18 protein-coding genes are annotated in these 14,944 nt (G+C 70.9%); 14 read left to right on the top strand and 4 right to left on the bottom strand.

Going from position 1 to position 14,944, the window contains the following annotated elements; translation table 11 throughout:
• Positions 1-248: 248 nt before the first annotated feature.
• Positions 249-821 carry an isochorismatase family protein gene (locus ACIBVQ_RS06215; protein ID WP_352009609.1) on the bottom strand — a complete coding sequence of 191 codons (573 nt, stop codon included), beginning with the start codon at positions 819-821 and terminating at the stop codon, positions 249-251.
• Between the two features lie 53 nt (positions 822-874).
• Positions 875-2,155 carry a nicotinate phosphoribosyltransferase gene (locus ACIBVQ_RS06210; RefSeq protein ID WP_399176666.1) on the bottom strand — a complete coding sequence of 427 codons (1,281 nt, stop codon included), beginning with the start codon at positions 2,153-2,155 and terminating at the stop codon, positions 875-877.
• Between the two features lie 70 nt (positions 2,156-2,225).
• Here ACIBVQ_RS06210 and clpS point away from each other — a divergent pair, with 70 nt between their 5' ends.
• The 6 genes from clpS (at position 2,226) to ACIBVQ_RS06180 (ending at position 5,146) form a co-directional block, all read left to right on the top strand.
• A complete protein-coding gene (gene clpS / locus ACIBVQ_RS06205; RefSeq protein WP_386192970.1) occupies positions 2,226-2,495 on the top strand; it encodes an ATP-dependent Clp protease adapter ClpS in 270 nt (89 codons plus the stop codon).
• A gap of 84 nt (positions 2,496-2,579) precedes the next feature.
• On the top strand, positions 2,580-3,104 hold the full coding sequence (locus tag ACIBVQ_RS06200; protein WP_352009607.1) for a DUF2017 domain-containing protein: 525 nt from the start codon (positions 2,580-2,582) through the stop codon (positions 3,102-3,104).
• Positions 3,105-3,113: 9 nt separating this feature from the next.
• Positions 3,114-3,530 (top strand): Mov34/MPN/PAD-1 family protein, encoded by a 417-nt coding sequence (locus tag ACIBVQ_RS06195; RefSeq protein WP_399175979.1) that lies wholly within the window; start codon positions 3,114-3,116, stop codon positions 3,528-3,530.
• A gap of 62 nt (positions 3,531-3,592) precedes the next feature.
• Positions 3,593-3,730, top strand: a complete 138-nt coding sequence (locus ACIBVQ_RS06190; protein WP_352009605.1) for a hypothetical protein — start codon at positions 3,593-3,595, stop codon at positions 3,728-3,730.
• Positions 3,731-3,836: 106 nt separating this feature from the next.
• Positions 3,837-4,115 (top strand): MoaD/ThiS family protein, encoded by a 279-nt coding sequence (locus tag ACIBVQ_RS06185; RefSeq protein WP_399175977.1) that lies wholly within the window; start codon positions 3,837-3,839, stop codon positions 4,113-4,115.
• 83 nt (positions 4,116-4,198) lie between these two features.
• The gene (locus tag ACIBVQ_RS06180; RefSeq protein ID WP_352009603.1) at positions 4,199-5,146 is read left to right on the top strand and encodes a cysteine synthase; all 948 of its coding nucleotides are present in this window, start codon (positions 4,199-4,201) and stop codon (positions 5,144-5,146) included.
• Between the two features lie 53 nt (positions 5,147-5,199).
• Here the strand turns inward: ACIBVQ_RS06180 and ACIBVQ_RS06175 are convergent, their stop codons facing one another.
• Together ACIBVQ_RS06175 and ACIBVQ_RS06170 are read right to left on the bottom strand one after the other, a co-directional pair.
• Positions 5,200-6,135, bottom strand: coding sequence for a hypothetical protein (locus tag ACIBVQ_RS06175; protein WP_399175975.1), 936 nt, complete (start codon positions 6,133-6,135; stop codon positions 5,200-5,202).
• Positions 6,136-6,286: 151 nt separating this feature from the next.
• Positions 6,287-8,110, bottom strand: a complete 1,824-nt coding sequence (locus ACIBVQ_RS06170; RefSeq protein WP_399175973.1) for a DUF3352 domain-containing protein — start codon at positions 8,108-8,110, stop codon at positions 6,287-6,289.
• A 240-nt stretch (positions 8,111-8,350) separates the two neighbouring features.
• Between ACIBVQ_RS06170 and ACIBVQ_RS06165 the strand changes: the two genes are divergently transcribed.
• From ACIBVQ_RS06165 to ACIBVQ_RS06130, 8 genes are all read left to right on the top strand, one after another.
• Complete coding sequence (locus ACIBVQ_RS06165; RefSeq protein ID WP_352009600.1) at positions 8,351-9,142, top strand: thioesterase family protein; 792 nt, start codon at positions 8,351-8,353, stop codon at positions 9,140-9,142.
• A 77-nt stretch (positions 9,143-9,219) separates the two neighbouring features.
• Positions 9,220-10,077, top strand: coding sequence for a glutamate racemase (murI, locus tag ACIBVQ_RS06160; protein ID WP_352009599.1), 858 nt, complete (start codon positions 9,220-9,222; stop codon positions 10,075-10,077).
• Between the two features lie 58 nt (positions 10,078-10,135).
• Positions 10,136-10,891 (top strand): MBL fold metallo-hydrolase, encoded by a 756-nt coding sequence (locus ACIBVQ_RS06155; protein WP_352009598.1) that lies wholly within the window; start codon positions 10,136-10,138, stop codon positions 10,889-10,891.
• Between the two features lie 20 nt (positions 10,892-10,911).
• Positions 10,912-11,628: a ribonuclease PH gene (rph, locus tag ACIBVQ_RS06150; RefSeq protein ID WP_352009597.1), complete on the top strand. Its 717-nt coding sequence runs from the start codon at positions 10,912-10,914 to the stop codon at positions 11,626-11,628.
• Positions 11,586-12,236 (top strand): XTP/dITP diphosphatase, encoded by a 651-nt coding sequence (locus ACIBVQ_RS06145; RefSeq protein ID WP_399175970.1) that lies wholly within the window; start codon positions 11,586-11,588, stop codon positions 12,234-12,236. The genes rph and ACIBVQ_RS06145 overlap by 43 nt, the downstream gene beginning before the upstream one ends.
• 46 nt (positions 12,237-12,282) lie before the next feature.
• Positions 12,283-13,830, top strand: a complete 1,548-nt coding sequence (locus ACIBVQ_RS06140) for a molybdopterin-dependent oxidoreductase (protein WP_399175968.1) — start codon at positions 12,283-12,285, stop codon at positions 13,828-13,830.
• Between the two features lie 146 nt (positions 13,831-13,976).
• The gene (locus ACIBVQ_RS06135; protein ID WP_399175966.1) at positions 13,977-14,684 is read left to right on the top strand and encodes a toxin glutamine deamidase domain-containing protein; all 708 of its coding nucleotides are present in this window, start codon (positions 13,977-13,979) and stop codon (positions 14,682-14,684) included.
• Positions 14,681-14,938 carry a hypothetical protein gene (locus ACIBVQ_RS06130; RefSeq protein WP_352009594.1) on the top strand — a complete coding sequence of 86 codons (258 nt, stop codon included), beginning with the start codon at positions 14,681-14,683 and terminating at the stop codon, positions 14,936-14,938. The genes ACIBVQ_RS06135 and ACIBVQ_RS06130 overlap by 4 nt, the downstream gene beginning before the upstream one ends.
• Positions 14,939-14,944 lie beyond the last annotated feature (6 nt).

The following is a 14,944-nucleotide window of genomic DNA, read 5'->3' as shown; positions in this document are numbered from 1 at the left end:
ATCCAGAACGTGGTCGCCTCAAGGCCGACCAGCGCGAAAGCGCCTCCGACCCGGGCCGAGCCGCGGCCCCGCATCACCAGCCACAGGCCGAGCGGAGCCAGGACCAGCCACGAGATGCCGAGCAGGAGCATGTGGGATCACCACCGGAGGTCATGGGATACGACTCTCCGTAACTAGCTCCTGCCGTGCCGGGCGGCGGCGGCCTTTGACCTTTGATGACCCGTCTGTGGCCGCATACGGGAGGCCGGTCAGGAACGGAGCACCGGCTCGCCGGTGAGAACGGCCCCCGCGGCCCTGAGCTGGTCGAGAGCCGCCTCGGTCGTCCCCCTGGCGACCCCCGCCGTCAGGTCGAGCAGCACCCGTACGGCCAGCCCCTCGCGGACCGCGTCCAGGGCGGTGGCGCGCACACAGTGGTCGGTGGCGATGCCCACGACGTCGACCGTGTCCACCCGGCGGGCCGCCAGCCACTCGGCCAGGCTCGTGCCGTCCGGGGCGCTGCCCTCGAAACCGCTGTAGGCGGCGGCGTCGGCGCCCTTGCTGAAGACCTCCTCGACCCCGGCGGTGTCGAAGGCGGGGTGGAACAGCGCGCCGTGGCTCCCGGCCACGCAGTGGGCGGGCCAGGAGTCCACGTAGTCGGGGGAGGCGGAGAAGTGGTCGCCGGGATCGACGTGGAAGTCACGGGTGGCCACGACGTGGTCGTAGCCGTGCGAGGCGGCGTGCCTGGAGATGGCGGCGGCGACCTCGGCGCCACCGCCGACCGCGAGACTGCCCCCCTCGCAGAAGTCGTTCTGGACGTCGACGACGATCAGCGCTGTTGCCATGGGGTCAGTCAAACACGTCCGAGGCCGTGTCCGGCAGCCGGGTTCACCCGTCCTCACTCGTCGAAGACGGTGGGGACGGCCTCGTAGCCCCTGGCCAGCTGACGGGCCGTGGCGGGCAGTTCGGCGACGGCCAGCCGGTGCCGCTCACGGGCGGCCTCCAGCGGCTCGGCGCCCACGATCTCCCCGCCGCGCACCAGCTCCACCTGGAGCGGGCGGCTGCCGGCGGGCCGCTCGCCGGAGACGGTGACCAGCTCGGCGTCCGCCGTACCCGACTCGTCCAGCCTTCTGAAGGCGTGCTTGCGACCGCCCCGGCTCGGCTTGCCCACCGACCGTTTGGCCACCGGGCGCATCACCCCCTCCTCGTCCTGCCTGGCGACGAGCTTGTAGACCAGCGCCGCGGTCGGCGCCCCGGAACCGGTGACCAGCGAGGTGCCGACGCCGTAGCCGTCGACGGGGGCGGCGGCGAGCGCGGCGATGGTGTACTCGTCCAGGTCACTGGTGACGATGATCCGGGTCTTGTGGGCGCCCAGCTCGTCGAGCTGGGCGCGGACCGCGTAGGCGACCTCGGCCAGGTCACCGGAGTCGAGCCTGACCGCCCCCAGGTCGGGTCCCGCGAGCTCGACGCCGGTCCGTACGGCCTGCGCCACGTCGTAGGTGTCGACCAGCAGTGTGGTCCCGGCGCCGAGGGAGTCGATCTGGGCCCGGAAGGCCGCCTTCTCCGAGTCGTGGAGCAACGTGAAGGCGTGGGCGGCCGTCCCGGCGGTCGGCACGCCGTACAGGTGGCCCGCCATCAGGTTGGAGGAGGAGGCGAACCCGCACAGGTAGGCGGTCCGCGCGGCGGCCACGGCGGCCATCTCGTGGGTGCGCCGCGAACCCATCTCGATGATCGGCCTCGGCCCGGCGGCGTGGACCATGCGGGAGGCCGCGGCCGCGATGGCGCAGTCGTGGTTGAGGATGGACAGGACCACGGTCTCCAGCAGCACGGCCTCGGCGAAGGTGCCCTCGACGGTCAGGATGGGGGAGCCGGGGAAGTAGCAGTCTCCCTCGCGGTAGCCGTACACGTCGCCGGAGAAGCGGTAGCCGGACAGGAACTCCAGCGTGGGCTCGTCGACCACCCGGTTCTCCCGCAGGAAGGCCAGTTCACGCTCGCCGAACCGGAAGTCGCGCAGCGCGTCGAGCAGGCGCCCGGTGCCCGCCACCACCCCGTAGCGCCGTCCCTCGGGCAGATGCCTGGCGAACACCTCGAACGTCGCCCGCCGGGAGGCGACCCCGTCGCGCAACGCCGCCTGCAGCATCGTCAGCTCGTAGTGGTCGGTCAGCAGCGCGCTGCTCATGCTCGTACTCACGAGTCGAAGACTAAGCCCGAGGTAGGGCAGACTGGGGTACGTGGGTAGCACTGCTCCAATGGAGGTCGAGCGTCCGTCGATCGACGTGCGGCCCGATCGGCCGTGGTTGACGATCGTCTGGAACGACCCGGTCAACCTGATGTCCTATGTCACCTATGTCTTCCAATCCGTCTTCGGATACTCGAAGGAGAAGGCGGAGAAACTGATGCTGGACGTGCATCACAAGGGCAGGGCCGTGGTGTCGAGCGGCACGCGCGAGGAGATGGAACGCGACGTGCAGATCATGCACTCCTACGGGCTGTGGGCCACGCTGCAGCAGGACTCGTGAGTGCGGCCCGCCCGACGCGGCGGTGACATCAGAGGGCGCCGTGGCGTGTGAGGCGTGCGGACGAACGAAAGTGGTGAGCGAACGGTGAGTTCGGGATTCAGCCGTGGCCGTGAGGGCGGCGTCGTCACGAACTTCGACGACGCCGAGGTCTCCATCCTGAGATCGCTGGCCTCCCACACGCTGGACCTGGTCGAACCGGGTGAGACGGGGGACGACCCGCTGGAGCGCGCGCTGGGCATCGGGCCCGCGGAGAAGCCCGACGACCCGGTGCTCGCCAGGCTCTTCCCCTCCGCCTACGAGGACGCCGAACAGTCGGCCGACTTCCGCCGCTACACCGAGACCACCCTGCGCGAGGGCAAGCGGGCCGACGCGCAGACCATGCTCGACGGCCTGGAGACCGGTCACGCCGAGCTCACCCTGGAGCAGGCGCGGGCCTGGATGCGCGCCCTGAACGACGTCCGGCTGGTTCTCGGCACCCGGCTTGAGGTGACCGAGGAGGCCCACAACGAGCTGGCCGGGATGAGCGAGGACGACCCCCGCTATCCGGTCCTCGTCCTGTACGACTGGCTGACCTACCTCCAGGAGACCCTGGTTCACGCCCTTTGGTAACTTCCAGGCATGCTCACCATCTCCCGGGAACTGGTTGACAGGATCATCGCGCACGCACGGGCCGACCACCCGGACGAGGCCTGCGGCGTGATCGCCGGACCGATCGGCTCCGACTCCCCGCAGCGGTTCGTCGCGATGGTCAACGCCGAACGGTCGCCGACCTTCTACCGCTTCGACTCGCTGGAGCAGCTGCGCGTCTGGCGCGAGATGGACGACCTCGACGAGGAGCCGGTGGTCATCTACCACTCCCACACCTCGACGGAGGCCTACCCCTCACGCACCGACATCAGCTACGCCTCGGAGCCCAACGCCCACTACGTGCTGATCTCCACCCGTGAGGAGCTGGGCGAGGAGGTCGAGTTCCGGTCCTACCGCATCCTCGACGGCGTGGTGACCGAGGAAGAGGTCAAGATCGTCCCAGCGTGACGGCCGTCTCGGGGGGTGACACGGCAATGGGGGAGGAAAACCCGTTGGGTAGACTGGCGGTCATGATGACCGCCGACCCGAGCCAGGAGGACGTCGTGCTCTCACGTCCCGATGCGTGGGCCGGGAACGCGGGCCTCGCGCCCGTGCAGAACTTCCTGTTCGCGCACACCCCCTCCGTCGTCGTCTACGACTGTCGCTGATGACAGCTCCGGACCTCCCTCCGCAATCCCCCCGTGCCCACCGGTGTTCCGAACCGGTGGACGCCTCCCCGACGACAGCACGACGACACAAGGAGACTGACCCGCGATGGCCATCGAGGTTCGCATTCCCACCATCCTGCGCACCCTCACCGAGGGTGCCAAGGCTGTCGACGCCAAGGGCGCGACGCTGGAGGAGCTGATCGGCGACCTGGACTCCCGGCACCCCGGGCTGAAGGACCGTCTGGTCGACAAGGGCGCGCTGCGCCGTTTCGTGAACGTCTACCTCAACGACGAGGACGTCCGCTTCCTGGGCGGCCTGGAGACCCCCGTCGCCGACGGCGACACGGTCACCGTCCTTCCGGCCGTGGCCGGCGGCTCCCGCTAGCGAGACACATGGGCCACCACCGGTTCGGTGGTGGCCCACGCCGATGTTTCTGGTTTGTTAACACGAGGCGGAAGCCCTACACCATGCGCTTTGACTCACTGATCGACTCGGTAGGTCGTACCCCCCTGGTCGGCCTGCCCCGACTCTCCCCCTCACAGGACGTGCGGATCTGGGCCAAGCTCGAAGACCGCAACCCGACGGGCTCGATCAAGGACCGCCCGGCGCTGTGGATGATCGAGCAGGCCGAGAAGGACGGGCTGCTGCGGCCCGGCTGCACGATCCTCGAACCCACCAGCGGCAACACGGGCATCTCACTGGCGATGTCCGCCCGGCTCAAGGGCTACCGGCTGATCTGCGTGATGCCGGAGAACACCTCGGAGGAGCGCCGTCAGCTGCTGCGGATGTGGGGAGCGGAGATCGTCTCCTCTCCGGCGGCCGGTGGCTCGAACGAGGCCGTACGGGTCGCCAAGGGCATGGCGGCGGAGAACCCCGACTGGGTGATGCTCTACCAGTACGGAAACCCGGCCAACTGGCGGTCGCACTACGAGACGACGGGGCCGGAGATCCTGGAGGACCTGCCGTCCGTCACCCACTTCGTCGCGGGCCTGGGCACGACCGGCACCCTGATGGGCGTCGGCCGCTTCCTGCGTGAGCGCGTCCCCGGCGTGCGGATCGTGGCCGCCGAGCCGCGCTACGGCGAGCTGGTGTACGGCCTGCGCAACGTGGACGAGGGCTTCATCCCCGAGCTCTACGACCCCGACGTCCTGACCACCCGTTTCTCCGTCTCCTCGGGAGACGCGCTGCGGCGGACCAGGGAGCTGCTGTCCACCGAGGGCATCTTCGCGGGTGTCTCGACCGGTGCCGCCCTGCACGGGGCGCTCGGCATGGCGGCCAAGGCCCTCAAGGAGGGCGAGCGCGCCGACATCGTGTTCGTGGTGGCCGACGGCGGCTGGAAGTACCTGTCGACCGGCGCCTACGAGGGCACCCTGGACGAGGCCGAGGAACGCCTCGAAGGCCAGCTCTGGGCCTGATTCTCCCCGTGGCCCCCGGGAGGCCGTGAGAAGGCCTTCCGGGATGGGGGTCCCTAGCGGGCGTAGGGCGAGGCCGCCTTTGTGAGCTCGCGGACGGTGTCGTCGGCGTCCGCCTGGAGCAGGCCGTTGTTCACCATGGGGACGCAGCCCGGCATGACGTCGACGATCGCGGCGGGGCCGTCCGGATAGCGGAAGCGCAGCTGGAAGGGCCGCTCGCGCAGGTCCGAGACCCGGCGGCAGGTGTTGTCGCCGGGCCGGGTCCCAAGGGAGTTCAGAGCCCTGGTCAGGGACTCGGCGGTCTCGGCGTCGTGCTCCCGCCGTACGGGGGGAGCGTCCGGCCGGTGGGGCCGTCCGCAGGCCAGGACCGAGACGGCTCCCTCTGGCACCATCTGTTCGTTCTGTCCCCTGCGGCCGGTCGGCCGGCCCTGGCAGGGGTCGGCGGGCCGTACGGGGCGCCAGGTGCCGCTCTCGTAGGCGGCGGTGATCTCCGGCCCGATGTAGGAGGGGCTGCCGACGGCGCCGTTGGTGGTCGTCACACAGGAGTTGACCTCCTCGGCGCTGCCCAGCCACAGGACCTTCCCGTCGTCGTAGACGAAACGGACGAGGTAGTTGGTCATCGGGCCGCCCATCAGCGTGCAGGGCCCCAAGGGCGTTTTCCCGGCGGCGGGAAGGTAGTCCAGGTCGCGGGCCATCGCCACGGCTCCTTCCGTCAGGGACCTGGACCCGGCCAGCCGCGTGCCGCCGGGGTGGGTGTTGTCCCCGGGGTAGGCGCAGATCAGCGCCGAGACCGGATCGCCGGGCACGAGGGACCCGCCGGCCCCGGCGACGCCGGAGGGTCCGGGCACCCAGCCGCCGGGGGCCTCGCCGCCCCACCGCTGCGGGCACGGTGGCGGGGCCGCAGGAGGCCCGGCGGCCGACCGCGAGGCCAGTACGGCGGTTGCGCACCCGGCGACGGCCAGGACGATCACGATCACGGGCAGGGACTTCACGACGATGACACGTCGGAGACGGGGGATCGGTTCACCGGCTTCGCGGGTTCGCATCGAGGGGTGCGGGGTCGTGGTCCACGGCGGGGAGAAACGCGAAAGGGCGGGCGTCCCAGGTGGGACGCCCGCCCTCAGACGGTGGGTTCGGGAAGGGTCAGTTGAACACCAGCCGCATGGAGAAGGTCGAGTCGCTGCCCGACTGGGTTCCGCTGATGCCCACGGCCTTCAGGACCTGAAGGCTGGCCCGCTCCTCGCCCTGGAGGTTCTGCAGGTAGAGGTGCTCCAGCTTGTCGAGGTCGACATAGGCGGCGAAGGTCGCCTTCTCGGCGTCGGGGACCGCCAGCTTGAAGCCCTCGTCGTCGCCGAGGGCGCCGTCCTTGGCCAGTTCGGCGGCGTACTCGGGGGAGCTGGCCAGCACGAAGCTGCCGTCGCCGGGGGCCTTGGCCAGTTGCGGGGTCGTGGTGCCGGAGTCGGCGAGGGCCTTCTCGATCTTGGCGACGATCTCCTGGGCCTTGGCCGGGTCGGTGATGACGCGGGCGCCGAACTTCGGCTGGTTGGCGTCCAGGCCCCTGGAGTCCAGGGCCAGGGTCAGGTTCTTGCCGAGCAGCGTGGACAGGTCGGCGGGCAGGGCGAGGCCGTACTGCTGCTGAGCCTGGTCGGCGAACCGCTGAAGACCGGCGCCGGTCTGGTCGGCGGACTTCAGGATCTGGGCCCACTGCTTGCCGACGACGTCACCGAGACCGGAGATGGACAGGGCGGCGGCGGTCGAGGCGGGAAGCGTGCTGATCCTGGAGGTCTCGGGCTGGCCCATGTCCAGGTTCTGCGCGCCACGGGTGACGCCGGCCAGTTCGACGTAGTCGCCGTCGAAGCGCAGCGCGCCGGCGACCCTGAGGTTCTTGACCTGCGCGAGCGCCTCGGGGTTGCGGGTGGCCACCTCGGGTGCGAATTCGGCGATCTTCCCGGCGTGGAGCCAGAAGGACAGGACACCGGTCTCGCCCAGGGCGTTCAGGTCGTCGGAGAAGGCGGTGTTGTCGGACAGCGGCGCGACCCTGACGGCCTGGTCGGCCTGGTCCTGGGTCTGGGCGAGCAGTGCGTAGTCCTCACGGAAGGCGACGCCGTACTTCGCGCCGCCCATCAGCTTGGAGAGCCCGGCCTTCGCCTTGTCCTGGTCGGAGACCTGCACGGCCACGACCACGCCCGGCTCCGCGCCCGCCTTGGTCGGGGAGAGCACGGCGACGCCGATGCGGCTGCCGAGCCAGGGCTCGACGTCGGTGGCGTAGTTGATCTTGTCCAGGCCGCCGTCCTCCTTGATCAGGTCGAACAGCGCCTTGCGCGGGTCGTCCCCGGTGAAGGAGGAGCGGGTGACGTCGAACTTCCTGGCGATGCTGAACAGCGCCAGTTTCTGGTTGGCGGCCGGGTCGAGGTCCAGGCGCACGTAGCCGATCGCGTCACCGGGCAGCACGTCGTGGGGCTGGGTGCCGCCGCCGCTCAGCAGGCTGACCGCGAAGGCGCCGCCACCGCCGACGAGGGCGACGACCAGCGCGGCGATCAACCCGATCAGCCAGCCCCTGCCCTTCTTGGCGGGCCGGGCGGTCGGCTGCCCGGGGCCGAGGAAGTCCGGGTTCTGCTGCCAGGTGGGCTGCTGGCCGTAGCCGGGCTGCTGGCCGTAGTTCTGCGGATAACCCGGCTGGGCCTGCTGGCCGTACCCCGCCTGCTGGCCGTACGCCTGCTGACCGTGGCCGGGTTGCTGGCCGTAACCAGGTTGCTGACCGTAGCCGGGTTGCTGGCCATAACCGGGTTGCTGGCCGTACGCCTGTTGCTGGCCGTAGACCTGCTGGTCCTGGTGCTGCTGGCCGTAGCCGGGCTGCTGGTAACCGCCGTCCTGGGGGTAGCCCTGAGATTGTGGCCGGTAGGCGATCGTCCTGTCAGGTTCCTGGCCCGGGTAGGGCGGCTGGCCGGGGGGGTTGTTGGCAGACATGCTCACTCACAATGTGGACTTCTCTCGGATACCGAGAAGTTAGTGCACATCGGTAGCAACCCGCTTGCATTGAACTAACCACGCGATTGCTCCATCCAACGCGCCCGCACGCCGGAGGCCGCTGATCTTCCCGAGAAACACCCCGTCTTCTTCCAAAAGGTGACATATGCCAAGGGGAGCCAGGAATACCGGTCAAACCCGATAGAGTGACCCTTCCAGAATATAGTTCGGGGAGCGTGGATGACGAAGTTCGATGAGGCGACGCGGGCGGTCCGGGTGGACGAGACCACCTACGACGTGCACCTGGACCCCGGATACGCCGTCGGAGGACCGCTCAACGGGGGCTACCTGCTGGCCGTACTGCTGCGCGCCGTCGTGGACGCCTCCCCGCACGAGCACCCCGTGACCACCAGCGCGCAGTTCCTGCGCGTCGCCCCGCCCGGCCCCGCCAGGGTGCGGCTCGAACCGCTCAAGTCGGGCAGGACCGTCACGATGACCAGGGCGACCCTCCTGCAGGACGACGTCCCGCTGATCGAGACCCTCGTCACGACCGCCACCCTGAACGACGTCGCCCCCGACTGGAGCGACGGTCCCTCGGCGACCATGCCCCCCATCGAGGAGTGTTTCAGGCCGCCCGTCCCCGATCCCGGCTCGGGCATGACGCTCAACGAGCGGATGGAACTGGCCTTCGACCCGCCGACCGCAGGCTGGCTCGACGGCAGGCCCACCGGGCGTCCCGAGGCCCGTGCCTACTTCCGGCTGGCCGAGGGGAGGGAACCCGACCCCTACGTGCTGGCGATGGCCGTCGACTGCCTGCCGCCGGTGGTCTTCTCCGCGGGCGCCCGCGGCTGGGCGCCGACCGTGGACCTCACCTGGCACCTGCGCGCCCTGCCCGCCCCCGGCTGGCTCACCCTGCTCGGCAGCGGACGGCTGATCGGCGACGGCTGGTTCGACGAGGAGGTCGAGGTCTGGGACTCGGCCGGACGCCTCGTCGCCCAGTCGCGGCAGCTCGCCAGGGTGGGGCGCGGCTGATCTTTTCGCGATGATTGATCGTGTTGTGAGGATTCTTACCGTGAGCGGTCGTCCCAGGTCGCCTAACCTTGGGAACCGTGTCGCAAGCAAGCATTGGAATCTTCGACAGCGGGGTCGGCGGCCTGACGGTGGCCAGGGCGATCATCGACCAGCTGCCGAGCGAGTCACTCCTCTACGTGGCGGACACCGCACGCCAGCCGTACGGGCCGAAGAGCATCGCGCAGGTGCGGGCCTACGCCCTTGAGGTGATGGACCACCTCGTCGAGCACGACGTCAAGATGCTGGTGATCGCGTGCAACAGCGCGAGCGCGGCGGTGCTGCGGGACGCCCGCGAGCGTTACGACGTGCCGGTCGTCGAGGTCATCCAGCCCGCGACGCGCCGGGCCGTACAGGCGACCAGGAACGGCAGGGTCGGGGTGATCGGGACCAGGGCCACGATCGAGTCGATGGCCTACCAGGACGCCTTCGCCGCCGCCCCGGACGTCAGGCTGACCGGGGTGGCCGCGCCCCGCCTGGTGGAGTTCGTCGAACGGGGGGAGACGACGAGCGAGGAGGTCATCGAGGCCATCCGGGAGTATCTCGAACCCGTGCTGCACGACGGCTGCGACACCTTGATCCTGGGCTGCACCCACTATCCGCTGCTCACCGGCCCCATCTCCTACGTCGCGGGCAACGGCGTCACGCTGGTCTCCAGTGCGGACGAGACGGCCAAGGACGTCTACCGCGTCCTGCACGACCGTGGCATGGCCGCGACCGGCGGCCCCGCCGCGCACAGGTTCACCACCACCGGGGACACCGACCTGTTCGCCAGGCTCGGCCAGCGTTTCCTCGGCCCCGAGATCCAGGCGGTCGAACTCGCGACGGTCGGTGACGGCGCCGGGGACGGCGGGCCCGTCAGGGGAAACGGGCAGCGGGTCCACCGGATGACCCGCTGAGGTGGGAGCCCCCGGTGGCACGCGACGTAACGTGACAGACAGCGAGTAGGAGGCCGCCGTGAAACTGACGATCATCGGATGCTCCGGGAGCTTCCCGGGCCCTGACAGCCCCGCCTCCTGCTACCTGCTGGAGGCCGAGGGGTTCCGCATGCTGCTGGACTTCGGCAACGGCTCACTCGGCGCGCTCCAGCGGCACATCGGCCTCTACGACGTGGACGCGATCTGCCTGTCCCACCTGCACGCCGACCACTGCCTCGACATCTGCTCCTACCACGTGGTGCGCACCTACTCCCCGCACGGCCCGCTGCCCCGCGTGCCGGTCCACGCCCCCGCGGACGCGCCCCGCCGCCTGGCCGCCGCCTACGGCATGCCCGCCGAGCCGGGCCTGGAGACGGCCTTCGACTTCGTACGGCTGTCGCCCGGCGTCTTCCGGGTCGGCCCCTTCGAGGTGACGGCCGCCAGGGTGAACCACCCGGTCGAGACCTACGGCTTCCGCGTCTCCCACGGCGGCCGTTCCGTGGCCTACTCCGCGGACACCGGGGAGTCGGCCGAACTGGTCAAACTCGCCTCGGGGGTGGACGTGTTCCTGTGCGAGGCCTCCTTCGTCGAGGGCCCTGACCTGCCCGCCGACCTGCACCTGACCGGGCGCCAGGCCGCCGAACACGCGGCGGCGGCGGGCGCGGGCACCCTGGTGCTGACCCACCTGGTCCCCTGGAACGCCACCGAACGGGTTCTCGACGAGGCGTCGCGGGGCGGGTTCGCCGGCCGGATCGAACTGGCCCGCAGCGGTGCCCACTACGACCTGGAGGCGTGAAAGGCCCTAGGGTGAGGTCCATGGCTCGCGCAGATGGACGTTCTCCCGATCAGCTTCGCCCCGTCACCATCACCCGTGGCTGGCTCGCCCACGCAGAGGGGTCGGTGCTCGTCGAGTTCGGCGGCACCAGGGTGCTGTGTGCCGCCTCCGTGCAGGACAACGTGCCCCGCTGGCGCAGGGGCAGCGGCCAGGGTTGGGTGACCGCCGAGTACGCCATGCTGCCCAGGGCGACCAACACCCGCAACGACCGTGAGTCGGTGCGAGGCAGGATCGGCGGCAGGACGCACGAGATCTCCCGCCTCATCGGCCGTTCCCTGCGGGCCTGCGTCGACTACAAGGTGCTCGGCGAGAACTCCGTCGTGATCGACTGCGACGTGCTCCAGGCCGACGGCGGCACCCGCACGGCCGCGATCACCGGCGCCTACGTGGCCCTCGCCGACGCGGTGCGGTGGATGCGCGAGCGGAAGATGTGCGCGGGCGACCCCCTCATCGACTCCGTCGCCGCCGTCTCTGTCGGCGTCGTCGGCTCCACGCCGCTGCTCGACCTCTGCTACACCGAGGACGTCGCCGCCGAGACCGACATGAACGTGGTGATGACCGGAAGCGGCCAGTTCGTCGAGGTCCAGGGCACCGCCGAGGGCAAGCCGTTCGACAGGGCCGCCCTCGACGAACTGCTCGACCTCGGCGCCGCCGGATGCGTGGAGCTGACCCGCCTGCAGCGCGAGGCGCTGGCGTGAGCTCCTCGATCAAACTGGTCCTGGCGACCAGGAACGCCGGGAAGATCGCCGAGCTGCGCCGGATCCTGGCCGACGCCTCGATCACGGCCGAGATCCTCGGGCTTGAGGAGTTCCCCGAGATCGGTGACGTCGCGGAGACCGGCCTGACCTTCGCCGAGAACGCCCTGCTGAAGGCGGGCGCCGTCGCCGAGCAGTCGGGCCTGCCCGCCATCGCCGACGACTCCGGCCTGTGCGTCGACGCGCTGAACGGCATGCCGGGCATCTTCTCCGCCCGCTGGGCGGGCAGGCACGGCGACGACCGGGCGAACCTGGAACTGCTGCTCGCCCAGGTGTCCGACGTGCCGGAGGAGCACCGGGGCGCCCACTTCGCGTGCGCGGCGGCTCTGGCGCTGCCCTCCGGTGAGCAGCGCATCATCGAGGGCACCCTGAACGGGGTGATCATCGACGCCCCGCGCGGCGCCAACGGCTTCGGCTACGACCCGATCTTCGTGCCCGAGGGCGAGAGCCGTACGGCGGCCGAGCTCTCGGCCCAGGAGAAGAACGCCATCAGCCACCGGGGCCGTGCCTTCCGCGCCCTGGCCCCCGTCATCGCGGAGCTCCTCGGCTGAGGACGCGCGCCGCGACCGGCGCGCGGACAGGCGTAACGTCGCAGGCATGGAGAGCAACAGACGTGCGCCCGGGTGGACGGGCCCGCTGATCGGCCTGGTTTCCTGCGCGGCGGCGCTGGGGGTCTCCCTGGCGGCCGCGGGGCTGGTCAGGGCGTCCGCCTTCCCCGTCGTCGCGGTCGGCGACGCCGCCGTCGACCTCGCCCCCGCGGGGGCGAAGGAGTTCGCGATCCGCGTCTTCGGGGAGAACGACAAGAACGTCCTGGTCGCGGGCGTCCTCGTGGTCCTCGCCGCGATCGCCGCGGCCGTCGGGACGCTGGCCCTGCGCGACCTCAGGTACGGCACCGCCGGGCTGGCGGCCTTCGGCGTGGTCGGCGTCTCGGCCGCCCTGACCCGTCCGGACGCGGGCGTCCTGGACGCCGTGCCCACGCTCGCGGGCGTGGTCGCGGGCATCGTCACCCTGCGCCTGCTGACCGGACGCGCCCTGCGGGGCCCGGCCCCCACGACCTCGGGGGAGGGCGCCGCGATCGACCGGCGCGGACTGCTCATCGGGGCGGCGGGTGGTCTCGCGCTCGCCGGGGTGAGCGGCGTGATCGGCCAGGCGCTGACGTCGGGACGCTCTGCGGTGAGCGCGGCCAGGGCCTCCCTGAGGCTGCCCGGGCCCGCGACCCCGCTTCCCCCGATCCCGGCCGGGGCCGACCTGAGGATCAAGGGACTGTCGCCGTTCGTCACCCCGAACGCGGACTTCTACCGGGTGGACACCGCCCTCGTGCTGCCGCAGGTGGACCCCCGTTCCTGGACCCTCAGGATCCACGGCATGGTGGACAGGCCCGTCGAACTGACCTTCGCCGACCTGCTGAAACGGCCCGTGGTCGAGGCGGACGTCACGTTGTGCTGCGTCTCCAACGACGTCGGCGGCCCCTATGTCGGCAACGCCAGGTGGCTGGGGGCCGACCTGGCGGGAGTGCTGCGCGACGCGGGCGTGCACCGGGACGCGGACATGCTGCTGAGCACCTCGGCCGACGGCTGGACCTGCGGCACCCCGGTCGACGTCGTCCTCGACGGCCGTGACGCCCTGCTGGCCTTCGCGATGAACGGTGAGGCGCTGCCCTTCGCGCACGGCTTCCCGGTCCGCCAGGTCGTGCCCGGCCTGTACGGATACGTCTCGGCGACCAAGTGGGTGACCGACATCAAGGTCACCCGTTTCGACCGGGATGAGGCCTACTGGACACCCAGGGGATGGGCGCCGAAGGGACCCGTCAAGACCGAGTCGCGCATCGACCTGCCCAGGGACGGGGCCGACCTGCCCGCGGGCCGTGCGGTGATCGCGGGGGTCGCCTGGGCGCAGCACAAGGGGATCGACGCGGTCGAGGTCAGGATCGACCGGGGGCCGTGGCGCCAGGCGAGACTCGCCCAGGCGCCGACCGCCGACACCTGGCGCCAGTGGGTGGTCGACGACTGGGACGCCACCCCGGGCGAGCACACCATCGAGGTACGGGCGACCGACGCCACCGGCTACACCCAGACCGCAGAACGCGCCCCCGTGGGCCCCGACGGCGCCACCGGCTGGCACACCGTGGACGTCCGGGTCACCTGAGCCGGGGACGCTCCTTCCAGATCTGGTCAACTCGCCGGTGCCGTACGGCCGAGCGCCCTAACATCGGCCCGAAACGAGGCCGAGGGGGACCGGTGGAACAGGCGTTTTCAACCGCGGTATTACAAACGAGGACGTACAACCCCGTGGTGACCGCGGACGGGCAGCGGTGGCGGGACTTCGAGCTCGACCCGCGTTCCTCGGTCGTCGTGGCGCCGCCCAGGGAGCCGGAGCGGGTCGCGTGGCGGCCGATCAGGCTGGACCGGTGCAGGCCGTACGGCGCGGTGGGCGGGCTGGTGATGCCGGACCCGCAGATCCAGGAGGACCTGCTGTGCTCGGTGCCGGTGACCGAAGAGGGGACGCCCACGCGCTTCCCCGACCCCCGGGGAGAGTGGATCAAGGCGATCAACGGGGCCGGCGCGGCGGACGACCCGTTCCGGGCGACCAACTCCCTGGACTGCGCCCTGTCGGTGCTGTCCACCTGGTACGGGACGCCGGTCGTCGCCGCGCCGAGACGGCCGGAGTACGACCGGGCCGGCAGACCCCTGCTGACCGGAGAGGAAGGCGGGGCGGCCCGCGCGGAACGGTGGCTCGGACAGCGCTTCCAGTACCTCGGACAGGGAAGACAGGCCTACGGCCCGATCGGGCCGGCGCTGCTGGCCGGTGGCCACGGATCCGCCGCGATCATCGTCAACCGCTGGCCCGGGGGCGGCAGCCACGCCTGGAACGCGGTGAACGCCTCCGGAGAGGTGCTCTGGCTCGACGCGCAGCTCGGAAGACTCGCGGATGAGCCGCTCTACAAGTTCGTGACCGGGGTGTTCTGCGTGATCCTCGACGCGGAGGGACGCGGGCTGTGAACCTGGAACAGGCCAGGGCGGTCGCGGAGGAGTACTTCAACGGCGTCAGAGGCCTCGACGCCGCCGTGGAGATCCGGATCTACGACTTCGCCGAGGGATACGTCGCCTGGGCCAAGGAGCCCGAACCCGAGGACCCCGGCGTGCTGCCCGACACCGTCGGCGGCGGATGCCTCGTGATCGACAAGGCCACAGGGGAGATCACGATCAGGCCCCTCCTCAACCCGGAGACCATCGCCGACCAGTACCCCGGATGAGCCGGG

It is taken from the genome of Streptosporangium sp. NPDC049376, from assembly GCF_044466505.1.
Lineage (GTDB): Bacteria > Actinomycetota > Actinomycetes > Streptosporangiales > Streptosporangiaceae > Streptosporangium.
The sequence above is the reverse complement of the archived record's forward strand: the minus strand, read 5'-3'. Positions and strand labels throughout refer to the sequence as shown.